General features: G+C 69.6%; 19 protein-coding genes and 1 tRNA gene. 12 read left to right on the top strand and 8 right to left on the bottom strand.

All coding sequences use genetic code 11. The features are described from left to right. Positions 1-7: 7 nt before the first annotated feature. Entirely contained in the window at positions 8-3,610 is a 3,603-nt protein-coding gene (smc, locus tag G4D86_RS35250) for a chromosome segregation protein SMC (RefSeq protein WP_163998507.1), read from the bottom strand. 284 nt (positions 3,611-3,894) lie between these two features. On the opposite strand from smc, the gene G4D86_RS35245 reads away from it, so the two are divergent. Continuing rightward, positions 3,895-4,644 (top strand): TapB family protein, encoded by a 750-nt coding sequence (locus tag G4D86_RS35245; protein WP_163998506.1) that lies wholly within the window; start codon positions 3,895-3,897, stop codon positions 4,642-4,644. Positions 4,645-4,647: 3 nt separating this feature from the next. Here the strand turns inward: G4D86_RS35245 and G4D86_RS35240 are convergent, their stop codons facing one another. Both G4D86_RS35240 and G4D86_RS35235 read right to left on the bottom strand, forming a co-directional pair. Continuing rightward, the gene (locus G4D86_RS35240; RefSeq protein ID WP_205519980.1) at positions 4,648-6,075 is read right to left on the bottom strand and encodes a hemolysin family protein; all 1,428 of its coding nucleotides are present in this window, start codon (positions 6,073-6,075) and stop codon (positions 4,648-4,650) included. A gap of 9 nt (positions 6,076-6,084) precedes the next feature. Beyond that, the gene (locus G4D86_RS35235; protein ID WP_163998505.1) at positions 6,085-6,900 is read right to left on the bottom strand and encodes a tetratricopeptide repeat protein; all 816 of its coding nucleotides are present in this window, start codon (positions 6,898-6,900) and stop codon (positions 6,085-6,087) included. A gap of 62 nt (positions 6,901-6,962) precedes the next feature. Here G4D86_RS35235 and G4D86_RS35230 point away from each other — a divergent pair, with 62 nt between their 5' ends. Continuing rightward, positions 6,963-8,192 carry a CapA family protein gene (locus G4D86_RS35230; protein ID WP_163998504.1) on the top strand — a complete coding sequence of 410 codons (1,230 nt, stop codon included), beginning with the start codon at positions 6,963-6,965 and terminating at the stop codon, positions 8,190-8,192. Between the two features lie 8 nt (positions 8,193-8,200). Here the strand turns inward: G4D86_RS35230 and G4D86_RS53955 are convergent, their stop codons facing one another. Beyond that, positions 8,201-8,323: a hypothetical protein gene (locus G4D86_RS53955; RefSeq protein WP_013941470.1), complete on the bottom strand. Its 123-nt coding sequence runs from the start codon at positions 8,321-8,323 to the stop codon at positions 8,201-8,203. Between the two features lie 155 nt (positions 8,324-8,478). Here G4D86_RS53955 and prfA point away from each other — a divergent pair, with 155 nt between their 5' ends. The 4 genes from prfA (at position 8,479) to G4D86_RS35210 (ending at position 12,269) form a co-directional block, all read left to right on the top strand. Next, entirely contained in the window at positions 8,479-9,573 is a 1,095-nt protein-coding gene (gene prfA / locus G4D86_RS35225) for a peptide chain release factor 1 (protein ID WP_163998503.1), read from the top strand. Continuing rightward, positions 9,570-10,451, top strand: a complete 882-nt coding sequence (gene prmC, locus G4D86_RS35220) for a peptide chain release factor N(5)-glutamine methyltransferase (protein WP_163998502.1) — start codon at positions 9,570-9,572, stop codon at positions 10,449-10,451. The genes prfA and prmC overlap by 4 nt, the downstream gene beginning before the upstream one ends. A gap of 15 nt (positions 10,452-10,466) precedes the next feature. Beyond that, entirely contained in the window at positions 10,467-11,738 is a 1,272-nt protein-coding gene (murA, locus tag G4D86_RS35215) for a UDP-N-acetylglucosamine 1-carboxyvinyltransferase (RefSeq protein ID WP_163998501.1), read from the top strand. Positions 11,739-11,879: 141 nt separating this feature from the next. Next, entirely contained in the window at positions 11,880-12,269 is a 390-nt protein-coding gene (locus G4D86_RS35210; protein WP_163998500.1) for a zf-TFIIB domain-containing protein, read from the top strand. Between the two features lie 58 nt (positions 12,270-12,327). Here the strand turns inward: G4D86_RS35210 and G4D86_RS35205 are convergent, their stop codons facing one another. Further along, positions 12,328-13,167, bottom strand: a complete 840-nt coding sequence (locus G4D86_RS35205) for a discoidin domain-containing protein (protein ID WP_205519979.1) — start codon at positions 13,165-13,167, stop codon at positions 12,328-12,330. 129 nt (positions 13,168-13,296) lie between these two features. Between G4D86_RS35205 and G4D86_RS35200 the strand changes: the two genes are divergently transcribed. The 4 genes from G4D86_RS35200 to G4D86_RS35185 all read left to right on the top strand — a co-directional run bounded on the left by G4D86_RS35200 (position 13,297) and on the right by G4D86_RS35185 (position 17,751). Next, positions 13,297-15,288, top strand: a complete 1,992-nt coding sequence (locus tag G4D86_RS35200; protein ID WP_163998499.1) for an ABC transporter substrate-binding protein — start codon at positions 13,297-13,299, stop codon at positions 15,286-15,288. A gap of 59 nt (positions 15,289-15,347) precedes the next feature. Further along, positions 15,348-15,420, top strand: a tRNA-Gly gene (locus G4D86_RS35195). Between the two features lie 137 nt (positions 15,421-15,557). Continuing rightward, the gene (locus G4D86_RS35190; protein WP_163998498.1) at positions 15,558-15,827 is read left to right on the top strand and encodes a hypothetical protein; all 270 of its coding nucleotides are present in this window, start codon (positions 15,558-15,560) and stop codon (positions 15,825-15,827) included. Between the two features lie 118 nt (positions 15,828-15,945). Beyond that, positions 15,946-17,751, top strand: coding sequence for an Ig-like domain-containing domain (locus G4D86_RS35185; protein ID WP_163998497.1), 1,806 nt, complete (start codon positions 15,946-15,948; stop codon positions 17,749-17,751). A gap of 35 nt (positions 17,752-17,786) precedes the next feature. Here G4D86_RS35185 and G4D86_RS35180 read toward each other — a convergent pair whose 3' ends face one another. Further along, positions 17,787-18,050 (bottom strand): hypothetical protein, encoded by a 264-nt coding sequence (locus G4D86_RS35180; RefSeq protein ID WP_163998496.1) that lies wholly within the window; start codon positions 18,048-18,050, stop codon positions 17,787-17,789. Between the two features lie 95 nt (positions 18,051-18,145). Beyond that, a complete protein-coding gene (locus G4D86_RS35175) occupies positions 18,146-20,746 on the bottom strand; it encodes a serine/threonine protein kinase (protein ID WP_163998495.1) in 2,601 nt (866 codons plus the stop codon). Between the two features lie 245 nt (positions 20,747-20,991). On the opposite strand from G4D86_RS35175, the gene G4D86_RS35170 reads away from it, so the two are divergent. Further along, entirely contained in the window at positions 20,992-21,450 is a 459-nt protein-coding gene (locus G4D86_RS35170; RefSeq protein ID WP_163998494.1) for an SMI1/KNR4 family protein, read from the top strand. Between the two features lie 37 nt (positions 21,451-21,487). On the opposite strand, the gene G4D86_RS53230 is transcribed toward G4D86_RS35170, so the two are convergent. Next, positions 21,488-21,643: a DNA methyltransferase gene (locus G4D86_RS53230; protein ID WP_338050628.1), complete on the bottom strand. Its 156-nt coding sequence runs from the start codon at positions 21,641-21,643 to the stop codon at positions 21,488-21,490. Positions 21,644-21,776: 133 nt separating this feature from the next. Here G4D86_RS53230 and G4D86_RS35160 point away from each other — a divergent pair. Beyond that, the coding region (locus tag G4D86_RS35160) for a hypothetical protein (protein ID WP_163998492.1) at positions 21,777-22,071 on the top strand (295 nt) is incomplete at its 3' end.

Here is a 22,071-nt window from a genome sequence, read left to right as displayed (position 1 = left end):
CGGGACTTCAGGCCGCCGTAACCTTGTCGTCGTTGAAGGCGCCGGCCTCGCGCATGCGGACGCTGACGAGCTTGGAGATGCCCGGCTCCTCCATGGTGACGCCGTAGAGGGTGTTGGAGACCTCCATGGTCCGCTTGTTGTGGGTGATGAGGATGAACTGCGACTGCTTGCTCATCTCCTTCACCATGTCGTTGTAGCGGCCCACGTTGCCCTCATCCAGCGGCGCGTCGACCTCGTCCAGGAGGCAGAAGGGCGTGGGCTTGATGAGGAAGATGCCGAAGATGAGCCCCACCGCGGTGAGGGCCTTCTCGCCACCGGAGAGCAGGTTCACGCTCTGCAGCTTCTTGCCGGGCGGCTGGGCGACGATTTCCACGCCCTGCTCCGCGTTGGGGCCCTCGCTGGTGAGCACCAGGCTGGCACGCCCGCCGCCGAACAGGCGCGGGAAGATGGCCTGGAACTTCTCGTTCACCACGTCGAAGGTCTGCTTGAAGCGCTCGCGGCTGGCCGCGTCGATGCGCTGGATGGCCTCCTTGAGCTGCTCGATGGAGGCCAGCAGGTCCTTCTTCTGCGAGGAGAGGAAGTCGTAGCGCTTGGACAGCTCCGCGTGCTCGTCGATGGCGGTGAGGTTGATCTCCCCCATCTTCTCCACCTGGGCGCGCAAATCCTTCAGCTCCGCCTCCGTCTCCGGGGCGAGCGCCGGCAGCAGGTGGTAGCGGTGCAGCTCCAGCGCCAGGTCCACCTGGTGCCGCTCGCGGATGCCCGCCGCCAGGTGCTCCAGCTCCAGGCCAATCTCCTTCTCGCGCAGCGTAATCTGCGACAGGCCCTGCATCAGCTCGTCCACCCGGCCGCGCAGCTCGCGGAACTGGGTGTCCTGCTCACGCACCTCGGAGGATGCCAGGGTGTGCGCGGCGCGGCGGGCCTCCAGACCCTCCGCGGCCAGCCGGTGCGCCTCGGCGCGCTGGGACAGGCCGCCCTCGGTGTCCGCAATCCGGCGGTCCAGCTCCTCGGCGCGCGAGCCGCCCTCCAGCAACGTGGCCTGGAGGCGGGTGACGCGCGTCTCCATGTCCTTGCGCTGGGTGACGAGGCTCTCCAGCTCCTTGCGCGCGGACTCGCCGCGCTCGCTGCCGGCGGCCACCTTGATGCGCAGGCCCGTCAGCTCGCCGTTGGCCGTCTCCGCCCGCTGGCGCAGCGACTCCTGCTCCCCCGCCAGCTGCTTGACGCGCTCCTCGCGGCCCTCGCGGTCCGCCTGGCCGTGCGCCACCTCGCCGCGGCTCGTCTCCTCCTCGTGCGCCAGCGCGCTGTGGCTCTGCGCCAGCTGCCCGTCCTCGGACTCCAGGGCCCGCAGCCGCTCGCGCACCCGGGCCAGGTCCTCGCCCGCCTTGTGGAGGTCCTTCTCCTGGCTGGCGAGATTCACTTCCTCGGCGTGCTGATTCTTGGCCAGGCCCTTGAGGACGCCCTCGGTGTGCCCCATCTGCTTCTGGAGCGTGTAGTGCCGGGTGAGGATTTCGTTGTAGCGCTCCTCCACCCGGGCCACCTCGGCGGCCAGCTCGGCGATTTCGCGCTTCTTCTGGAGCGCGCCCACCGCCGCGCCCTCGCGCTCACCGCCGACGATGGTGCCGTCCGGACGGAACACCTCGCCGTCCTGCGTGACGAGCGTGCACGTGGGCCCGCCGGCCTCCGCGTACGCCCGCGCGGCCCCGATGTCCTGGACGATGACCACGTCCCCGAGCAGCAGCTGCACCAGCGGACGCAGGGTCTCCTCGCACGTCACCTCGCGCGGGGCATGGGCCAGCACGCCCGGGCGGCTGAAGTCCGGCTCCTGCACGGGCGGCAGCGAGTCCAGCGCGGGCACCGGCAGGAAGCTGCCCCGGCCCTCCGCGTGGCCCTTGAGGTACTCCACCAGCTCCACGCCCTTGTCGCGGCTCTCGACGATGACGTGCTGCAGGCGCTCGCCCAGCGCCGCCTCCACCGCGCGCTCGTAGCGCTGGGTGACGGAGATGACGTCGGCCACGAGGCCGAAGATGCCCTGCTCGCGGGCCACCGTGCCGGCGCGCATCATGACGGCGCGCACGCCCCGGTCGAAGCCGTCGTAGTTCTTCTGGATGTCCTCCAGGGACGACAGCCGGCTGCGCTTGTCGCTCAGCTCCTCGCGCAGGGCGATGACCTGGATTTCGTTCTCCGTGAAGTCGGCGCGGGTGCGGCTGAGGGCCTCCTCCTCCTGCCCCTTGCGCTCGGCCAGCTCCGCCGCGAGGTGGCGGGTGTCCTCCACCCGCTTCGCCACGTCGCCGCGCACCCCCTCCAGCTGCGACTCCTGGGCGCGCAGCGCGTCCAGCTCCCCCTGGAGCTTCGCCCGGCGGGACTCCAAGTCGGTGCGCTGGCGGGCCAGGTTGACGAGGTTGCTCTCGTGGTTGGCCAGGCGCCCGGCCACGGCCACGAGGCCCGCGCGCTCCTGCTCGAGGCGCAGCGCCACCTCCGTCTGGAGCTGGGACACGCGGCGCAGCTCCTCCTGCGCCACCTGCATGGCGACTTCGTCCTCCTTCCACGAGCCGGCGATGCCGGACAGCTCCGCCTCGCGCGCGGCCATGGCCTCGGCCATCTCCGCCTGCCGCGCCAGGAGCCCGTCCAGCTCCACCTTCGCCGCGGCCACGCGGGCGCGCGTCTCCTCCAGGTCGCGCTTGCCGTACGACAGCTCCTGCGTGTCGCGCTGCACGCTGCTCTCCATCGCGTGCACTTCGGCGGCGAGCGTCTGCAGGGCGGCGGCCTCGGCCTCCAGCTCCGCGCGGCGCTGGGTGATGGACTCCTCCAGCCCCTTGACCCGGTCCAGGCTCTCGCGCTCCTCCGAGCCCAGGTTCTCCAGGCGGGACTTGAGGACCTGCTTCTCCGCGAGCAATTCCAGGTGGCGGTGGCTGGCGGCGTGCAGGTCGATGTCCCGCATGCGCGACTTGAGCTTCTTGTACTTCTCCGCCTTCTTCGCCTGGCGCGACAGCACGTCGAGCCGCTTCTCCAGCTCGTTGGTGATGTCCGTGACGCGCAGGAGGTTGGCGTCGGTCGCCTCCATCTTCCGCTCGGCGGCCTTGCGGCGGGCCTTGTACTTGGTGACGCCCGCGGCCTCCTCCAGCAGGTGGCGCCGGTCCTCCGGCTTGCTGGAGACGATGAGGCCCACGCGGCCCTGCTCGATGATGGAGTAGGCCTTGGTGCCCACGCCGGTGCCGAGGAACAGCTCGGTGATGTCCAAGAGGCGGCACAGCGTCTTGTTGATGAGGTACTCGGAGTCGCCGTTGCGGAACAGGCGCCGCGTCACCGTGACTTCGGAGAAGCCCTGGTACTGCGGGGCGAGCTGGTCCGTCTCGTCCACGAGGAAGGTCAGCGACACCTCCGCCATGGACAAGGGCGGCTTGTTCTCCGAGCCGTTGAAGATGACGTCCTCCATGCCGCGACCCCGGAGGTTCTTCGCGCTCTGCTCGCCCATCACCCAGCGGATGGCGTCCACGACGTTGGACTTTCCACAGCCGTTGGGCCCGACGATGCCCGTGACGCCTTCATCGAAGGTGAAGACGCTCCGCTCCATGAAGGACTTGAAGCCGGTGATGTCCAACCGCTTGATTCGCATGCCAGCGGGCTCCTGGTGAGGCGCGGAGTACGGGGAATAAAGTGAGCGCGAGGCCGAAAAATCGGCTCCGGAACGATCGGCAGGAGTACCAGTCGCCCCCCGGCCGATCAAGCGTGACCATGCCTCAGGTGGCCATACGTTCGGCTGCTTGCCCTTCAACAGGGCAGGCTCAGCCCCCGTTCGGCCGTCCTGTGGGGTTGCAAAGTGGGAGACCCACCCTACCTTCCAATTGCTTTTTCTGGAGGTTGCCTACGTTCCAGCCCTTTCTTGCCGTGTCGCTCCTCATGGGAGCGTCTCCTACGCCGGACGTAGCACCCCGGTCTGACACGCCGGCGGTTGCCTCTACGGCCGCCTGCCCCAACCCCTACTTCCCGCTGGAGGACGGCCTCAAGCTGACCTACCGGGCAGGCAAGTCCTCGGAGATGGTGCTCTCCACGCAGGACGTGACGCCGGTGCCGGAGGGCCTCAAGGGCACCGTCGCGGTGAAGCTGAAGAACCGCCAGGGCCAGACGGAGGCCACCTGTACCTCCGAGGGCATCCGCACGGGCCTGGGCGGCCTGGAGGGCACCCTGCTCTCCGCGTCCGGCATGGACGTGCAGGTGGTGAGCGCCGAGGGCGTCGCCGTGCCCGCGCCCTCGACGATGGTGCTCGGAGGGACGTGGAAGAACAGCCTCTCCGTGAAGCTCCAGCCGCCCGCGAGCAAGACGGGCGGCCTGCGCCCCACCATCGCCACCACGTTCGACAAGGAGGCCACGGTGGTGGGCGAGGAGGAGGTCACCGTCGCCGCCGGGACGTTCAAGGCGCTCAAGGTGAAGAACATCACCACCGCGCGCTCCAGCCGGCCCGGCGCCCAGGGACGCTCCATGGAGAGCTTCATCTGGTTCGCCCCCGGCGTGGGCATCATCAAGCTGGAGACCGCCGGTAGCACCGACCTGGAGCTGCTCAAGGTGGAGCGCCCGGAGCCGCCCAAGGCCGCCAGCAAGTCGAAGGTGATGAAGAAGGCCGTGGCCGCGAAGAAGGACCCGAAGGGCTAGGCGCTACGCCGACTCGTTCGAGGACGTCGGCGGCGTCTCCCCTGGAGGCGCCGCCGCGGACTCCGAGGCCGGAGAAGACGCGGCATCCGAGGCCGGGCGCAGCGGCGTGGCGGGGCGGGACTGGGGCTCCACCGTCACCCGCACCACGCGCGGCCCGTCCACCTCCTCCACCTGGATGCGCCACATGTCGAGCTTGAGGATGTCCCCCTTCTCCGGGACACGCCCCAGCCGCGCCATGAGGTAGCCGGCGATGGTGGTGACTTCGCCCTCTTCGTCCTCGTCGAGGTCGAAGCTGACGTCCAGCCGCTCCTCCAAATCATCCAGCTGCGTGGTGCCCGGCAGCTCGAAGCGGCCGCCCGGCAGCGAGCGGACCTCCTCCACGCGGCGGCCCAGCTCCGCCACGTCGCCCACGACTTCGGCCACCACGTCGGAAATCGTCACCAGGCCGGACGTGCCGCCGTGCTCGTCCACCACCAGCGCCGTCTGACGGCGGCGGCGGCGGAACTCGGCCAGCAGCTGCTCCAGCGTGGCGTTCTCCGGGATGAAGAGCACCGGCCGCTGCACCTGGGCCAGGCTGCGCAGCTCCCCGCGCGACAGCAGGAAGAAGAGGTCCTTCGCGTTGACCAGGCCCTCGACCTCGTCGAGGTTGCCGCGGCACACCGGCAGCCACGTGTGGCCCGCCGCGCGCGCGTCGGCGATGCACTTGTCCAGCGGCTCCTCCACGTCGAGGAACTTCACCTGGTTGCGCGGCACCATCACCTGCCGCGCCGTCTTCTGCGCCATCTCCAGCGCCCGCTCGAGCAGCTCCGCGCGCGCCGTCGTAATCGCCCCCGCCTGCGCCGAGCTGTGGAGGATGACGCGCAGCTCGTCCTCGCTGTGCGCGTCGTGCGACTCCTCGCCCACCGAGTGCAGGCCGAACAGGCGCAGCACCCACGCGGCCAGCGCGTTGAGCAGAACGATGGCCGGGTAGAAGACGAAGTAGAACACCCGCATCGGCAGCGCGACGGCGAGCGTCGTGGCCTCGGCGCGTTGAATCGCCAGGCTCTTGGGCGCCAGCTCTCCGACGACGATGTGCAGGAAGGTGATGATGCTGAAGCCGATGACCACCGCCGCGGTGTGGGCCACCGTCGTGGCGGAGCCCTCCGGCACCAGCTTCACCAGCACCGGCTCCAGCAGCGCGGCGAAGGCCGGCTCACCCAGCCAGCCCAGCCCCAGCGACGCCAGGGTGATGCCGAACTGGGTCGCGGACAGGTACGCGTCCAGGTGGCTCACCATCTTCATCGCGGTGGCGGCGCCCGGCTGGCCCTCGTCCACCAGCGCCTGCAGGCGCGTGGCGCGAATCTTCACGATGGCGAACTCGGTCGCCACGAAGAAGCCATTGGCGAAGACCAGGAGGATCGCCAGCCCGAGGAACACCCATTCCATTCCCATGGCGGTGGCTCAGAACAGGGCTTCGAAGTCGGGGTCGCCCTTGAGGGCGTCGAACATGGGGTCCGTGGACAGCCACCCCATGACCTTCGGTCGGTCCGCCGCCAGCGACTTCTGGAGGTACTGCACGGCGTCCTTCGGCCGTCCCCAGAGCGCGAACAACGCGGCCAGGTTGTAGTTGAGCAGCAGGTCCTCGGGGTTCAGCGCCCGGGCCCGCTCGTAGGCGCGCTCCGCTTCCGCGTAGAAGCCCTTCTGCGCGTAGCAGATGCCCAGGTCCAACTGCGCCTCGAAGTTGTCCGGCTCCAGCCGCACCACTTCCTTCAGCTGGGTGATGGCGGAGCGGTAGTCGCCCTCGTCCATCATCAGCGCGGCCAGCTCGTGGCGCGGGAAGGCGTCCTGCGGGTCCAGCTCGATGGCCGTCTGCAGCTCGCGCATGGCCTCTTCCACCCGCCCCTGGTCCGCGTAGGTGAGGCCGAGGTTGAGGTGCGCGTCCGGATACTCCGGGTCCAGCTCGATGGCTTCCTTGTACTCCTCCACCGCCATCTCCCCGGCGTGGGTGGAGAGGAAGCAGGCCAGGTTGTAGTGCGCCGTGGCGCTCTCCGGCTCCAGCTTCAGGGCGGTGAGGTACTCGGTGAGCGCCTCGCGGAAGAGCTTCTTCTCCGCGTAGACGGTCGCCAGGTTGTCGTGCGCGTGGGCCGAGCTGGGGTCCAGATCGATGGCCTTCTTGAACTCCTTGATGGCCTCGTCGAGCCAACCCCGGTCCGCCAGCTCGATTCCGCGAGTGTTGTGCTCGTCGGAGAGCGCGATGTTGTCCTTTTCCCGGGCCATGAGCGCGCGGGCAATCTACGCGCCGCGCAACGACAGGTGCAAGGTAGAGTTTCCCCCTGCCCATGCGCCACGCCGCCCTCCTGCTGCTCGTGTTCGCCGCCTGTCATCCGCGCCCCGCTCCCCCAGCGGAGCTTCCTCCAGTGCCGGGGCCCGGCCAGAGCGTCCCCGTCCCACCGGACGCGGGCGTCGTCTCGCTCCCTGCCCCGCCGGACACGCTGGCGGGGGCAGCGGACGCCGGCCCGCCTGTCCAGCCCATTACTCTTGTGGTCGGTGGCGACGTGACGCTGGGTCACAATCTCCAGACGTACTTCGACGACCAGGTGGCCAAGGGCCGCTCGCGCGAGGAGATGCTCGCGTACGGCTTCAAGGAGGTGAAGCCCCTGGGCGACGCGGCGGACCTCTTCGCCGTCAACCTGGAGTGCCCCTTCACCGAGGGCGGCGAGAAGCTGCCCAAGAACTTCAACTTCCGCGCGCGGCCAGAGCTGGTGGGCGCGCTGCTGGCCGGCGGTGTGGACGTGGTGAGCCTCGCCAACAACCACATGATGGACTACGGCCCCCAGGGGCTGGTGGACACGCTGGTGACGCTGGAGACGGCGCGCATCCCCTACTTCGGCGCGGGAAGGAATCTCGCCGAGGCGCGCCGGCCCGCCATCCTCACCGTGGGCGGCCTGCGCGTGGCCTTCCTCGGCTACTTCTTCCTCGGCGAGCGCAACATCGAGCCGCCCGAGGTCTACGCCACCGAGACGACGCCGGGCGTGGCCGGGCACTTCTCCGACGTGGACGTCATGGAGCGGATGCTCCGCGAGGACATCCTCGCCGCGAAGCAGCAGGCGGACATCGTCCTGCCCTTCTTCCACTGGGGCCGCGAGGGCACCTACTCGCCGGAGCCGTACCAGGTGCGCCTGGCCCACGCGGCGATTGAAGCCGGCGCCAGCGGCGTGCTCGGCAGCCACCCGCACGTGCTCCAGTCCATGGAGCTGTTCCAGGGCGCGCCCGTCGTCTACTCGCTGGGCAACTTCGTCTTTGGTGGAAACTGGAACCCGCGCGACAAGCGCAGCGCGCTGTGGAAGGCCCGCTTCGGGCCCGGCGGTTACCTCTCCAGCGAGGTGCTGCCCCTGCGCTCCGACCGTTTCCCGGAGCTGCCCTTCCAGCCGGTGCCCGTCACGGGTGCCGAGGCGGAGGACGTCCTGCGACTGCTGGCCAGCTCGTCGGGCACCGTGGAGCGGATGCTGCCCGAGCTGGAGCCGTGGGCCCGCCCGCCTCCCTCCCCCGAACCCCGAGGGAGGGAGTAGCCGGCCAACTAGACCTTGTTGTTGGACTGGCCCTTCTTGGCGCGGCTACGGCGGCGCTTCAGCTGGGCCTTCCGACCCTTGGCGCGGTTGGCGACCTTCTTCTTGGAACGATTTCCCTTCTGGGCGGGCATGTGGAAGGACTCCGGGTAGGTGATGTGAGACCGACCGCCAAAGGCGGTGAGGGCGGCCCTTCTTTCATGCGACCGCCCAGGCAGCCAAGGATTTTCTTGACTCCGCCCACCCTTGCCAGAGGGCGGACAAAGGGGCAATACCCCCCGGAAGAACGATGATTGACAAACTCGAAGACGTCGAGCGCCGGTTCGAGCGCCTCACCGCCGACCTGTCGAACCCCGACGTGCTCGCCGACTCGGCGAGGCTCCAGAAGGTCTCCAAGGAACGTGCGGGCCTGGAGAAGCTGGTGGACACCTTCCGCACCTACCGCAAGGTGCTGGCCGACCTGAACGAGGTCGAAGCCTGGCTCGGCAGCTCGGACGCGGACGAGAAGGCCTATGCCCGCGAGGCCCTGCCCGGCCTCAAGGAGCAGCGCGAGGAGCTGGAGGCCCAGCTCAAGCTCCTGCTGCTGCCCAAGGACCCCAACGACGAGAAGAACGTCATCCTCGAGATTCGCGCCGGCGCGGGTGGCGACGAGGCGTCCCTCTTCGCGGAGGAGGTCATGCAGATGTACCTCCGCTATGCGGACCGGCGGGGTTGGAAGTCGGACATCATCGACATGAGCGCGGGCAACGCCGGAGGCATCAAGGACGCCACGGTGACGCTGTCCGGGGACGCCGTCTTCAGCAGCCTGAAGTACGAGTCCGGCGTGCACCGCGTCCAGCGCGTGCCCGCCACCGAGACTCAAGGGCGCATCCACACCTCCACGATTACGGTGGCCGTCATGCCCGAGGCCGAGGAGGTGGACGTGAAGCTCAACGAGTCGGACATCGACCGGCAGGCGATGCGCTCCACCGGCGCCGGTGGCCAGAGCGTCAACACGACGGACTCCGCGGTGCGCCTCACCCACCGGCCCACGGGCATCGTGGTGAAGTGCCAGCAGGAGAAGAGCCAGCTCAAGAACTACAACATGGCGCTGCGCATGCTCCGCGCGAAAATCTACGAGATGGAGCAGGAGCGCCTGCGCGCCGAGCGTGACTCCACCCGCCGCTCGCAGGTGGGCACCGGCGACCGCAGCGAGAAGATCCGCACCTACAACTTCCCGCAGGACCGGCTGACGGACCACCGCATCGGGCTCACCGTGCACAACCTGCCGGGCATCATGGGGGGCGGCATCGAGGACGTCATCACCGCCTGCCGGACCTACTACCAGGCCGAGGCGCTCAAGGCGCAGACCGGCGGCTCGCGGCCTGCCTCTCCCGACGCATGAGCAGCGAGACCTGGACCATCCGCAGGGTCCTCACCTGGACGACGCAGCACTTCGAGAAGCGGCAGGTGGACAGCCCCCGGCTCACCGCCGAGGTCCTCCTGTCGCACGTGCTCAAGGTGGGCCGCGTCCGGCTGTACGTGGACCTGGACCGGCCCCTCTCCAAGGAGGAGCTGGGCACCTTCCGCGCGCTCATCGAACGGCGCCTGGGCGGTGAGCCCACGCAGTACCTCACCGGCGTGCGCGAGTTCTACAACCGCACCTTCAAGGTGGACGCGCGGGTGCTGATTCCGAGGCCGGAGACGGAGCTCCTCGTCGAGGCGGCGCTGCGCATGCTGCCGAAGGACGCGCCGGCGCGGGCCCTGGACGTGTGCACGGGCTCGGGCTGCATCGCCATCAGCCTCGCGGCCGAGCGCCCGCAGGCCACGGTGGTGGCCACGGACCTGTCCCCGGACGCGTGCGCGCTGGCGAAGGAGAACGCGGAGGCCCTCAAGGTGTCGGACAGGGTGACGGTGCTGCAGGGAGACCTCTTCTCCCCGCTGCCGCCGGACGCGCGCTTCCGGGTGGTGGTCTCCAACCCGCCCTACATCGACACCGCGGAAATCGCGACGCTGTCCGCCGAGGTGCGCCGCGAGCCGAAGCTGGCGCTGGACGGCGGGCCGGACGGCCTGGTGGCCATCCGCCGGGTGGTGACGGGTGCGCGACGCTTCCTGGAGCCTGGCGGGCTCCTTGCAATGGAGATTGGCGAGACACAGGGCCCTGCCGTCCTGGAGCTCCTGCGGGCCGCGGGTTACGCGGACGCGCGAGTGGAGAAGGACCTGGAGCGGCGGGAGCGCATGGCTTTTGGGACACAGCCCGTGGCTGACGGGCCACAGGGCTGAAGAAGCTAGGGAACCATGGACAAGATCGTGATGAAGGGTGGCGCGGAGCTGCACGGTGAGGTGCAGGCCTCGGGCGCGAAGAACGCGGCGCTGCCCATCCTGGCCTCGGCGTTGCTGGCGGATGGTACCTCCACCTACCGCAACGTCCCGGACCTGGCGGACGTTGGCACCATGCTCAAGGTGCTGCGCACCATGGGCTGCGACGCGGAGCGGCTCACCGCCCGCAAGAAGGACGTCTGCCAGGTGGGCGTCAACGGCCACATCCACCCGGAAGCCCCGTACGACCTGGTGAAGACGATGCGTGCCAGCGTGCTGGTGCTGGGCCCCCTGGTGGCCCGCTTCGGCCGGGCGCGCGTGTCCATGCCGGGCGGGTGCGCCATTGGCGCGCGCCCCATCGACCAGCACCTCAAGGGGCTCAAGGCCCTGGGCGCGGACATCCACCTGACGGAAGGCTACGTGGAGGCCCGGGCCAAGCAGCTCAAGGGCGGCACCGTCAACTTCGACGTCATCACCGTCACCGGCACGGAGAACGTGCTGATGGCCGCGGTGCTCGCGAAGGGCCGCACCGTCATGGAGAACTGCGCCCGCGAGCCCGAAATCGAAGAGCTGGCCCGCGTCCTCAACAAGATGGGCGCCCGCATCGAGGGCGCCGGCACCTCCGTCATCACCGTCGAGGGCGTGGAGGGCCTCAACCCCGTGGAGCACGCCATCCTCCCGGACCGCATCGAGGCGGGCACCCTGCTCGTCGCGGCGGCCATCTCCGGCGGCAACGTGCTGGTGAAGCACGCGGTGCCCGAGCACCTGGAGGCCGTGGTGGACAAGCTGCGCGAGGCGGGCTGCACCATCACCGCCGAGGGCGGCGGCCTGCGCTGCAAGGCCCCCCGCACCCTCAACGCGGTGAACATCAACACCACCGAGCACCCGGGCTTCCCCACCGACATGCAGGCCCAGCTCATGGCCCTCATGTCCGTCAGCAACGGAACGTCCGTCATCAGCGAAAACATCTTCGAGAACCGCTTCATGCACGTGCCGGAGCTGCACCGGCTGGGGGCGGACATCACCATCCAGGGGCACACCGCGGTGGTGAAGGGGGTGAAGGGGCTGAGCGGGGCGCCGGTCATGGCCACCGACTTGAGGGCAAGCGCGTCCCTCATCCTCGCGGGCCTGCGGGCCGAGGGGCGCACGGACGTCAGCCGCGTGTACCACCTGGACCGGGGCTACGAGCGCCTGGAGCGCAAGCTGCGGAGCCTGGGCGCGGACATCCGGCGGGTGAAGGCGAAGGCGTGAGGGACTAGGGGGAGGGGCGCAGAGACGGCGCGTTGCCAACAGAAGCGGCAACGTGGGTTGCATCCGAATTTTCGCGCGACCTATCATTCTCCGAACCACTGGGGAGCTTCCCTCCCCCACTGCAGGAGATTGAACGGCCCCATGGATTGCCCCAGCTGCAACGTCGAGATGGCAGATCTCGAGGGGGATGATCTGACGTTGCGAAAGTGTGGAGACTGCGGCGGTCTCTGGATCGACGTCGCGGACCTCAACCGGGTCCTGCTCCACAACAACCTCCCCGGGCTGGAGAGCCAGGGCGGCAAGGTGGATGCGCAGGCACTGACGGGTCAGTGCCCCGAATGCCAGGTGGACCTCGTCCGGGTGGACGGTGGCGACCGCCAGCACCCGCTCCACTACGACACGTGTGAGTCCTGCGGTGGCATCTTCCTGGAATCGGAATTCCAGGACGCCACCGACGTGAAGATCGCGGCAGAGGAAATCATCGCCTTCTTCCGCCACTTCAGCTCGAAGAAGAAGCTGGCGGCCCTCTAGGCGCCCGGCTCCCCCCGGAGCCCAGGCCGGGTGGCGCTCGCCGCCGCCCCGCTTCGGCTCAGGGCCTGCCGCGGAACTCGCGGCCCCACTCTTCCGCCAGGGCCCCCTCCACGTCGAGCGAGGCCTCGGGCACCCGTACGCCCTCCTCCCCACCCTTCTGGAGGCGCGCCGTCACCTTTCCGCGCTTCGGCACCTCCAGGGACAGTCGATTTCCGGACAGCGTGTACGTGCCGGTGACGGACGTGGGGCCGCCGCCCTCCAGGGGCTCGCGGGTGAAGCGGAACGTGCCGTCCATGTAGAACGACAGGAAGCTCTCGGGTGCGCCCTCCAGGCCGCCGAACCAGGTGCCCAGCAGCGGCGCCAGGCGCGCGTCGTACTTCAGGCGCGGGGCGAGCCACGTGCCGTTGAGGGCCTTGCCGCCCGAGTAGAAGACCAGGTCGGTGATGCAGACGGGCGCCGCGTCGTCGGCCCCGGGGAAGCGGTCCACCACCTCGAGGATGAAGCGCGCGCCGCTCAGGGGCTGGCTGAGCGTCACGGCCTGCAGGCCGCGCTTGTCCTCCACCTTGAGGGCGCGGGCGGAGTCCACGCTGGTGAGGGTGAGCTTCTTCGCGCGGGCGCGGGCCTTGAATGCGGCCCGGTCCGTGCCGTCCCCCGTGTAGACGCGCACCTCGTCCACGGTGACGGCGTCCTTGAAGCCGATGGTGATGGGGGCCGGGGACTCGCCGGTGGAGCACCACGCGGTGGTGTCCCGGCCGTCGAGCAGGTTGAGGGGGCCGTAGTGCTCCGGCTGGCCCTTGCGCTCCAGCCAGTCGGAGGTCTCCACATAGCCCGGGGGGACGTTGGAGGCGGCGGTGGCGGCGGTGGCGAACAGGAGGGTGGCGAGGAGCAGGCTTCGCATGGGCGTGCATCTTTGATCGCCGGGCGAGGGGGCTCCAATCGCGGATGAAAGCACCGGCGCGGATGTTGGGGCGCTTGACACCGGGTCGCCGCGAGGAAGGATGACGGCCCGTTTCCGGAGGAGACCGTGATGCGACGTTGGGGGTGGGGCTGTGTGCTGGCGGCGATGCTGGTTGCCTGCAAGGAGGACAAGACGCCGGCAGTCTCGGACGCGGGCCCGGTGGAGACGGGGCCCTCCGCCCTCACGGAGAAGGAGCCCAACGAGCGGCCGGACCAGGCGCTCGCGCTCACCCGGGACAGCACGGTGACGGCGGACCTGGCCGCGCAGCCGAACAAGGCGGACGAGGACTGGTACCGCCTGGCGCCCCCCGCGGCCCGCGTCGCGGACGTCACCGTGTCCGGGCTGCCCGGCGGCGACATCACCCTGGAGGTGTACGACAGGGACCGCAACCGGCTGGCCGCCATCAACAGCGAGGGCGAGGGAAAGCCGGAGCGCTACCCCAACCTCTACGTGGAGGGCGAGCGCTGGGTGCGCGTGGTGCCCGCGCGCAAGGGCGTGGGCGGCGCCTACACCCTCGACGTGCGGATGCGCGCCCCCAACGACGGCGAGGAGCGCGAGCCCAACGACAGGGCCGTGGACGCGGCCCCCCTGCCCCTGGGCCAGACGGTGACGGCCTTCCTGGGCCACGCCGGGGACGAGGACTGGTACCGCATCGAATTGCCCGAGCCCGCCGCCCCCGCCGGTGGCGCCGCTCCGGGCTCCGAGGGCACCGCGCCCGCGCCCGAGGGGGCTCCGGCTCCCGGCACGGGCACGGAAGGCGCCCCCGCGCCGGGCTCCGGCAGCACCCCGCCGCCTCCGGGGGGCGAGGGCGCCGCCCCCCAGGGCACCGCGCAGGAAGGCACCCCGCCCGCCGCCGAGGGCACCTTCGCCGGGGGCGAGCCGCCTCCGCCCGCTCCGCCCGCCGAGGGCCAGCCCACGCCGGGCGAGGTGGGCGGCATGGCGGCGGCGCAGGCCGCGACGCAGGCGCAGGACGCCGGGACGGCGGCGCCGGCGATACCGCCCGAGCCTCCGTCGGTGGCGCTGAAGATTGACCTGTCCGGGGTGGAGGGCGTGCGGCCGGAATTGTCCGTGCTGTCGGCGGCGGAGGCGCCGCTGTTCACCCTGCGGGGCAAGGAGGGCGAGGCGCTGTCCCTGCGCAACATTGGCGTGCGCGCCACGGACCGCGTCGTCTACGTGGTGGTGAAGGGAGGCTGGACGGGCACGGGCAAGGAGGCCCGCCGCACCTTCAGCGCCACCGCGCCGTACACGCTCACGGTGACGCAGGAGGAGGCCGGCGCCAACGCGGAGCTGGAGCCCAACGACGAGCTCTACAAGGCCACGCCGCTGACGGCCGGGGGCTACCGCGAGGGCTTCCTCTCGCCGAAGGGCGACCTGGACCACTTCGTGCTCAAGACGGCCGAGCCGGTGCTGGCCAAGGTGGAGCTGTCCGGCGTGGAGCGGCTGGACCTGGTGCTCTCCATGGTGGAGCCGCCGCAGGGCGACGGTGGGAAGGAGACGGTGCTCCTGCGCGCCAACGACGGCGAGGTGAAGGAGCCCGAGCGCCTCAACAACGTGGCGTGCAGCGGCACCTGCTACTTCCGGGTGGAGGGCGCGTCGCGCAAGGTGGACGGCAAGTGGGTGAAGGACTTCGAGAACGCCGAGCAGCCCTACCGCATCAGCATCACCACGGTGGCGGACAACGGCGGTGAGGAGCGCGAGCCCAACAACACCGCGGACCGGGCGCAGGAGCTGACGCCGGGCAAGGCGGTGCGCGGCACGGTGTTCCCGGTGAAGGACACGGACTTCTACCGGCTGGACTTGTCGGACCGGCCGGTGCGCACGCCCATCAAGGCCACCCTGCTGGGCATCCTCAAGGTGGACGTGGGGCTGTACCTGCACCGCGTGCAGCCGGACGGAAAGCTGACACTCGTGCAGACGGCCGACCGAGCCAAGGGCGACCAGCCGGAGAGCATCCGCTACAGCGCCGAGCCGGGCGTCTACGTCTTCGAGGTGCGCGACGCGAAGAACCGCGAGGCCAACTTCCAGGACGCCTATCAGCTCACTGTCGAGGAGGGGGAGTAGCCCGACACTTCCCGTTGACAAGGCGAGGGCCGCCCCCTACTTTGGCTCTCGCTTCGCCTGCGGTGGTAGCTCAGTTGGTAGAGCACGAGCTTCCCAAGCTCGGGGTCGAGGGTTCGAATCCCTTCCGCCGCTCACAATGAAGGCCGGTAGTCCTGCAAAGGGCTGCCGGCCTTCGTGTTTCCGGGCCCCACCTCCCCAGACAGGCTCAACACATGACCTCCAGACCGTGGCGATGGCTGCTTGCCCTCACCCTCACAGCGTGTTCCGGCATGGACCTTGGAGACGAGGGAACGGACTCGCCCACCGGGATGGAGTGCACCACGGAGCTGCGGCCCCACTTCGACGGCGAGGGATGCTGCGGCGAGCCCGTCGCGGAGCCGCTCTGCTCCACCGGGACCATTGTGTTCTGCGAGGTTCGTGACGCCCGCTCCGAGCCCGTCAGTTGCTACTACAAGCACAACAGCACGAAGTTGCGCTGCACGAGCTGCCGGGACACGAACGGCTGCGCGAACGAGGCGAAACGGGTCTGCGGACCGTGAACGCCTGTTCGGCCCGGAGCACCTTGCCACTCGTCCGGCGCCAGTGCGCACGTCCCATCCCGGCGGCCTCGCGTGTCCAAGGGAAGTCTTACGCCCCTTCCGCCACGAAAGCCTCCGCATGTCCTCCCACCCGCTGTCACGCCCCTGGATGCCCCTGCTGCTCTGCACGGCCCTGGGGCTCACCGCCTGTGACTCACTGAAGTCCGCGCCGGACGCGCCGGACGTGCCGCCCCCCGAACTCGGCGTCACCGTGCGGGCGACAGGGCCGGCGTTCTGCGGAGAGGGCAGTACGTGGAAGCTCTCCGTCGAATTCTCGGGCCGCACGCCGCAGAAGGTGGTGCTCGTCACGAACGGGAGCAGCGTCACGACGCTCGCCAGCCCATACGTCCACACCGTCAACTGTGCCACCCATGCCGAGGGCGGCTTCACCTTCGTCGCACGGGCCACGGCCGGAGGCCGGAGCGTCGAAAGCCCGAGCGCGTCGGTCGTCGTGGACCGACAGCGGCCGAAGGTCGCGTCCTGGCGGCCAGGGCATTCCTTTCCCACCGCGGACACACCGGTGGAGATTGTCTTCTCCGAGCCGCTCCTGCCCGAATCGCTCCAGGCCTCGCCCACCGTGCTGCGGGATGGCAACGGCGTCCCGGTCGCGCACCAGGCGGTGCTCAGCGAGGACGGGAAGACACTCCGGCTGGTGCCGACGGCGCCCCTGCGTCCACCGGTGACGCTGCACGCCGAGCTGTCCCAGCGGGACCTGAAGGACCGGGCCGGCAACCTGCTCGAATGGGATTTCTCCAGCATCGAGCAGGAGCTCAGCTACTGGCCCTTCGCTCGGGCGGTGCCCTCGATGAGCGAGACGCCCACCGTCGCCGGCTCCTGTGCCTTCGCCCTGCAGACGTCTCCACGGGAGGTGCCGTTCGTCGCCTGTCTCGAGGAGGGGGGCCGTGACGGAATCGACGAGCCAGGCGTCGCGCGCTGGAACGGTGAGGCGTGGGAGCGCCTTCCCGCACCTCGCGAGGTGGACGCGCGGACGCGCAACGCCCTCCAACCCCAGCTCGTGAGCTCCCCCGAGGGCAATCTGGTGCTTGCCTGGGGCGAACAGGATGACCTCTTCGGCCTCATGTATATCCACGTGATGCGGTTTGACGGCACGTCGTGGACCCGCCTGGGCAAGCCGCAGGACACCTTGTCCCCCAGCTCTGCCCGGTTCCGGATGGCGCTGGCCCCGGATGGCCACCCCGTCCTCGTCTACCAGATGCGCTTCGAGCAGGAACTCGGGGTCGTCCGCTGGAACGGCATGGCCTGGGAGAGTCTGGGGTATCTCCTCACCGCCAATCCAGAGGGCAGTACCCTCGCGGCGTACCCGGCCATCGCCGTGGATGCCAGCCGCGTGGTCGTGGCCTGGTCCGAGAAGCCCGTGGACCACGCCCTCCCGCACGTCTTCGTGATGGAGTTCCGAGATGGACGCTGGTCTCCCCTGGGAAGGCCGCTCCTCGCCACGGAGGGTGGAAACGCGAGGGATGTCGCCATCGCGCTGGACGGGGTCGCCGGGCCGGCAGTCGCCTGGACGGAAAGACTGTCGTCTGGCGGCAGCCTCATCTTCGTCTCACGGTGGAAGGATGACGGCCTGTCGAACAACGACTGGGGTCCGCCGGAGCAGGTCCATGAAGAGACCCCGTTCTACGGGCCCCTCAACGTGAGGCTCGTCATGGATGCCAACCATGAGCCCTGGGTGGCCTGGGAGCGCGACAGCGACTCCCCTCACATCCTCACAGAGAGCATGTTCCGCAGGCACCGCGCCACGGAGTGGGAACCGTTGCAGCTCATCGCCGGCTCGTCGCTCCATGCGTTCTGGCTGGACGCGCACGGTGTCCCCTGGGCAGCCGTGGGGAGCGGCTCGGACGTAACCCTCGTGCGCCCGCAGTAGCCAGACGAGACGAGCGAGCCGCTCCGCCGCAATGGCTAGCACTCCAGGATGTACTCGACGTACTGCGAACCGGTGCCCCAGTTGTACAACCCGCCGCACCAGCACCCCCATTGCCCAACCAGGCTCGTGTGGGCAGCGTCGCTGTAAGAGTTGCGCAGATCATTCACGCCGGAGGAGCAGTCGGGAAGCGGGGCCTTCTGCGACTCCAGGTCCAGGGCGTCCTCCTGCTCCAGGGTTCCGCCACATCCCACCGACATCAAAGCCGTCGCCAACAGACCACCGAATAGCAGCGTTCGCATGCGTCCTCCGGGAGGGGTACTCCCCAAAGCATACGCGGACATTGTCAGCCGTTGGAATGCCCCACGGAACCTGACGCGGGCCCGCCGCAACCGTGCTACGGCTGCCCTGTCCGTGGCTTCTGCATCTGCACATCATGTTCCGCGAGCAACTTGCGGACACGGTCAGCCCGGCGGTCGTCCGGGTGATGCTGCACGAAGAGCCGGTAGTTCTCCGCGGCGGGCTCGTTGTACCCGAGCCGGGCCTGCGCCGTTGCCAGATGGAGGAGGCAACTGGCGTGAAGGGGTTCGAGTTCCAGGCACTGCCTGGCCAGCTGGGTGGCCTTGACGTAGTCCCGCTCTCGAATGGCCCTGGAGGTGTTCCGCGCCAGTTCCTCGGGCTCCGAGCTGGGGGGCCAGTCCCCCTTCGCCCTGCCCGTCCGCCGGAGCTGGAGCTCCGCCCGGCCCTGGTTGTCGGAGGGGTCATCGTCGACGAAGCCGCACCTGAGCGCTTCGACTCCCTCGACACGCACTTCCCTGTCCTGCTCCACGAGGAACGCCACGGGCCAGCCCGCGGCAGGCGCTCCCGCCAGCTGGGATGGGCTCCACTGGACACAGGCAACCCTGCGCGCGGGGCCTCGGGACAGGCCATGGATGAACGCCCCCGTGCCGGCGGACGTCAGCGTCAGGGAATACGCGTCCCAGCGGTTCAAGCCCTCTATCAGCGCCGCCTTGTCCACGGAGGCCACCCTCGACTCCGGGTGGAAGACCCACTGCTTCGCAGGGCCCACCTGCGAGCTCGAGAGCTGGAGGGTCCGCTGTGGCGCCCGGCCATTGGGCGGCGAGCCCAGCGTGAAGAAGGAGATGGCCGACGCGCCCCGGAAGTCCTGGCCGTCCCGGGTGACTTCTCCCAGGGTGGTCTCTCCGGACACCGAGGACCCCAGGAGCAGGAAGAGAACGGGCGGCTGATTCGACGCAGTCGGTGCCTTGACGCTCTCCGGCTCCGGACGAGGCACGTCGGAGAGCTCCGAGACTCGATAGGTCCTGCCAGCGGACAGCCCCGGGAAGGCGACGAGCTTTCGATTCAGCACGATGACGTGCCGCTTCGCGTCCAACCAGGTGGAGGAAGGGGCGACGGTCTCTGGCACCAGCGCCCCATCGAGGCCGGCGTCGGCTGCACCGCTCGGAGCGAGCGCCAGGGCCTGCGCCGAAAGCGAGTCAGGTCCTCCATCCACCGAGGAGGCCTCCGTCCCCGGCGCGAGAGCCGCGGCCCCCGGTGACTCGGCGACTCCGGAATCCGTCAGGAGCGCCTCACTCGATGCGGGGAGCAACGCTCCATTCGTGGGGAGCCTGGCTTCCCCCTCCTCCGACCCGGGCCCGCCCTGCCCCTCCGAGCTCGCGCGAGGTGTGTCTCCCATCGGCGCGCCGGGCGTGGGAGACGCCGTCATCACTGGCCCACCCAGGGGCTGGAGCGGCGACGGGTCCTTCGACACGGCTTTCGGAGAGGACGTCAGGAACAGGGCCACCGCCCCCAGGGCGAGGACCGCGCCCGCGCCGAGGCCCACGGTGGCGAGGGAGACGCGCGACGAGCGGCCGGGCACCACCGCGGGCTCGGGCGCGGCGGCGCCTGCCGTCGCCTTCCGGCGCATGGGTCGCACGACCGTGGCGACTCCGCTGTTCGAAGGCGGAGCGGGCGCCACGGCATCGTGGGTGCGCCACACGGCCAGCTCCTCGAGGAACGCGGGTGGCACCGCGAGCTGCCGTTCCTCGTTGGCCAGCTCCTTCCGGAACAACTCACGGACGAGGTACGCCACGTTCATGGACGAGAACCGGGGCGCGAAGCGGTTGAGGAACGAGGCCAGGGCGTCGCCGAAGGCGTGGCTGGACTCGAAGCGCATGTCGAGGTTCACCGACAGCGCGCGCATGACGATTTCGTCCAGCTCCTCGGGCAGGTCCTTGCGCACCTGCCGGGGGGATGGGAACTCACCGGTCGACAGCCGCGTCATCGCCGTCAACTGCGTGTACTGCTCCCCGGACACGGGCAACTGCCCGCAGAGCAGCTCGTAGAGCACCACGCCGGTGGCCCACACGTCGGCGCGCGCATCCACCTCCTCGCCCCGCGCCTGTTCCGGCGAGAAGTAGAGGTACTTGCCCTTCACCACTCCGGGCTCGGTGAAGTAGTTGCGCAGGGAGCGCGCCTTGGCGATGCCGAAGTCGACGATCTTGACCTGGCTCTCGTAGCTGATGAGCACGTTGTCGGGGGAGATGTCCCGGTGGACGATGCCCAGCGGCACGCCCTTCTCATCGGTGCGGGTGTGGGCGTAGTGCAGCCCCCGGCACATCTCCAGGGCGATGAAGGTTGCCAGGGGAATGGGCAGCGCCGTCAGCCCCGTCCTGGCCGCGCGCTTGAGAATGCGGTGGAGCGGCTGGCCGTCCACGAGCTCCATGGCCAGGAAGTAATCGCCGTCCACCTTCCCGAAGTCGAAGACCTGGGCCACGTTGCCATGCGACAGCGTGGCGGAGATGCGCGCCTCGCTGATGAACATGGAGATGAAGGCCTCGTCGCCAGCGAACTCCGGCAGCACCTTCTTGATGAGGACGGGCTTGGTGACGCCGGCATCGCCCACCAGGCGAGCACGCCACGTCTCCGCCATTCCTCCCCGACCGAGCCACGACACCAGCTCGTAGCGGCCGAACCTGTCTCCGGGTTGCAAGTCCATTCCGGCCCGTACGCTACCGCCCCGGTGGGGGGGTTGCTAAGCCCCCACCCACGAAGCGCCCTTGGGGTCATTGCGGGCCCGGTTCCTTCCGGCCCTGGGCGGGTTGACGGTCGTGCTCCCAAGAAATTCATCGTACGGGCTCTGCCCACTGATGCTCCGGGTGCACGACGTCATCAATCTCGCCTACCCCGCGTGCTACACGCGCGGGGCCCAGTGGGGCAGGACAAGCCCTACGTCGAGTCGCCATGACAATGGAACAGATGCTGGCCGAAATCTCTCGCGCCCACTTCCCGCGCCCGCCAGCTACGCCGGAGCAGATTGCCGCGTTCGAGGCGCAGGCGGGTTGGCGGCTCGACGCGGAGCTACGCGCATTCTACCTGCATTGCAACGGCGCCGAGCTGTTCCGCCCCTTGCCTGACGCGAACTACAGCATCCTCTCGCTCGCGGACATCCAGCGGAAGACGGAGCGCGTCCGCTTCAGGGACAAAGGTGCTCCGCCTGCCGCCTCGTGGTTCCCGCTGGTGGACTGCCAGGACTCGGACTTCGTCCTCGTCGACACCTCCCGGCCGGGAAGCCCCTACCCTCTCCTCGACGCCTACCATGAGACGTACCCGCGCGAGGCACGCCAGATTGCGGCGACCTTCGGCGAGTTCCTGGAACGGGCGCTCAGCAGCGGGGACCAGATCTTTTGGTTGAACGAGTAGAGCGCCAGCGCGGAGCTGGCGCCCTTCCCATCCCTCCTCAGGCCGCGCGGCCCGCACCTTCACGCAGCGCCTGTTCCAGCCAGCGGGCCGCCACCTCGCAGTAGCGCTCCTCGAGTTCGATGCCCATGGCGCGACGACCGAGCTTCGCCGCGGCTACCAGCGTCGCGCCGGTGCCCGCGAAGGGGTCCAGCATGCGGCCGCTCTCGGGCCCCCGCCGCCTGCCTCCACACCCACGACGAGCGACTGCTGCGCCTGGGGCGGCGCCTGGCTGGACGGGGATGCCGCGTCCAGGGCTTGATGGAAACTCAACGCCAGGGTCCCCGCCCATGTCCGCTGAACTCCCGTCCGATGTCCGCACGCTCCTGTCGCAGCTCACCACCTGGCATTTTCGATTGCCGGTCCATCACTTCGCCCCGCTGACGGGACGCGTGGCGGAGGCGGATGCGCTGCTCTATGGCGAGCTGGGCTATGCGGACGAGACGCTGTTCCTCTATGGCTACTGCGTGGGGGCGGACGAGTACTGCTTCCTCTACGACACGCCGTGGGACGAGGTGCACCGCGCCCTGAACGGTGCTTCCCCCAACGAGTGGTACGACGGCCTCGTGATGCCGCGCGCCTTCC

The sequence above is a fragment of the Pyxidicoccus caerfyrddinensis genome, from assembly GCF_010894405.1.
Taxonomy (GTDB): domain Bacteria; phylum Myxococcota; class Myxococcia; order Myxococcales; family Myxococcaceae; genus Myxococcus; species Myxococcus caerfyrddinensis.
The sequence above is the reverse complement of the archived record's forward strand: the minus strand, read 5'-3'. Positions and strand labels throughout refer to the sequence as shown.

Bases quoted from the DNA above. Each gene is read 5' to 3' on its own strand.
- smc (WP_163998507.1), bottom strand. From the start codon at position 3,610: ATGCGAATCAAGCGGTTGGACATCACCGGCTTCAAGTCCTTCATGGAG.
- G4D86_RS35245 (WP_163998506.1), top strand. From the start codon at position 3,895: ATGGGAGCGTCTCCTACGCCGGACGTAGCACCCCGGTCTGACACGCCG.
- G4D86_RS35240 (WP_205519980.1), bottom strand. From the start codon at position 6,075: ATGGGAATGGAATGGGTGTTCCTCGGGCTGGCGATCCTCCTGGTCTTC.
- G4D86_RS35235 (WP_163998505.1), bottom strand. From the start codon at position 6,900: ATGGCCCGGGAAAAGGACAACATCGCGCTCTCCGACGAGCACAACACT.
- G4D86_RS35230 (WP_163998504.1), top strand. From the start codon at position 6,963: ATGCGCCACGCCGCCCTCCTGCTGCTCGTGTTCGCCGCCTGTCATCCG.
- G4D86_RS53955 (WP_013941470.1), bottom strand. From the start codon at position 8,323: ATGCCCGCCCAGAAGGGAAATCGTTCCAAGAAGAAGGTCGCCAACCGC.
- prfA (WP_163998503.1), top strand. From the start codon at position 8,479: ATGATTGACAAACTCGAAGACGTCGAGCGCCGGTTCGAGCGCCTCACC.
- prmC (WP_163998502.1), top strand. From the start codon at position 9,570: ATGAGCAGCGAGACCTGGACCATCCGCAGGGTCCTCACCTGGACGACG.
- murA (WP_163998501.1), top strand. From the start codon at position 10,467: ATGGACAAGATCGTGATGAAGGGTGGCGCGGAGCTGCACGGTGAGGTG.
- G4D86_RS35210 (WP_163998500.1), top strand. From the start codon at position 11,880: ATGGATTGCCCCAGCTGCAACGTCGAGATGGCAGATCTCGAGGGGGAT.
- G4D86_RS35205 (WP_205519979.1), bottom strand. From the start codon at position 13,167: ATGCGAAGCCTGCTCCTCGCCACCCTCCTGTTCGCCACCGCCGCCACC.
- G4D86_RS35200 (WP_163998499.1), top strand. From the start codon at position 13,297: ATGCGACGTTGGGGGTGGGGCTGTGTGCTGGCGGCGATGCTGGTTGCC.
- G4D86_RS35190 (WP_163998498.1), top strand. From the start codon at position 15,558: ATGGACCTTGGAGACGAGGGAACGGACTCGCCCACCGGGATGGAGTGC.
- G4D86_RS35185 (WP_163998497.1), top strand. From the start codon at position 15,946: ATGTCCTCCCACCCGCTGTCACGCCCCTGGATGCCCCTGCTGCTCTGC.
- G4D86_RS35180 (WP_163998496.1), bottom strand. From the start codon at position 18,050: ATGCGAACGCTGCTATTCGGTGGTCTGTTGGCGACGGCTTTGATGTCG.
- G4D86_RS35175 (WP_163998495.1), bottom strand. From the start codon at position 20,746: ATGGACTTGCAACCCGGAGACAGGTTCGGCCGCTACGAGCTGGTGTCG.
- G4D86_RS35170 (WP_163998494.1), top strand. From the start codon at position 20,992: ATGACAATGGAACAGATGCTGGCCGAAATCTCTCGCGCCCACTTCCCG.
- G4D86_RS53230 (WP_338050628.1), bottom strand. From the start codon at position 21,643: ATGCTGGACCCCTTCGCGGGCACCGGCGCGACGCTGGTAGCCGCGGCG.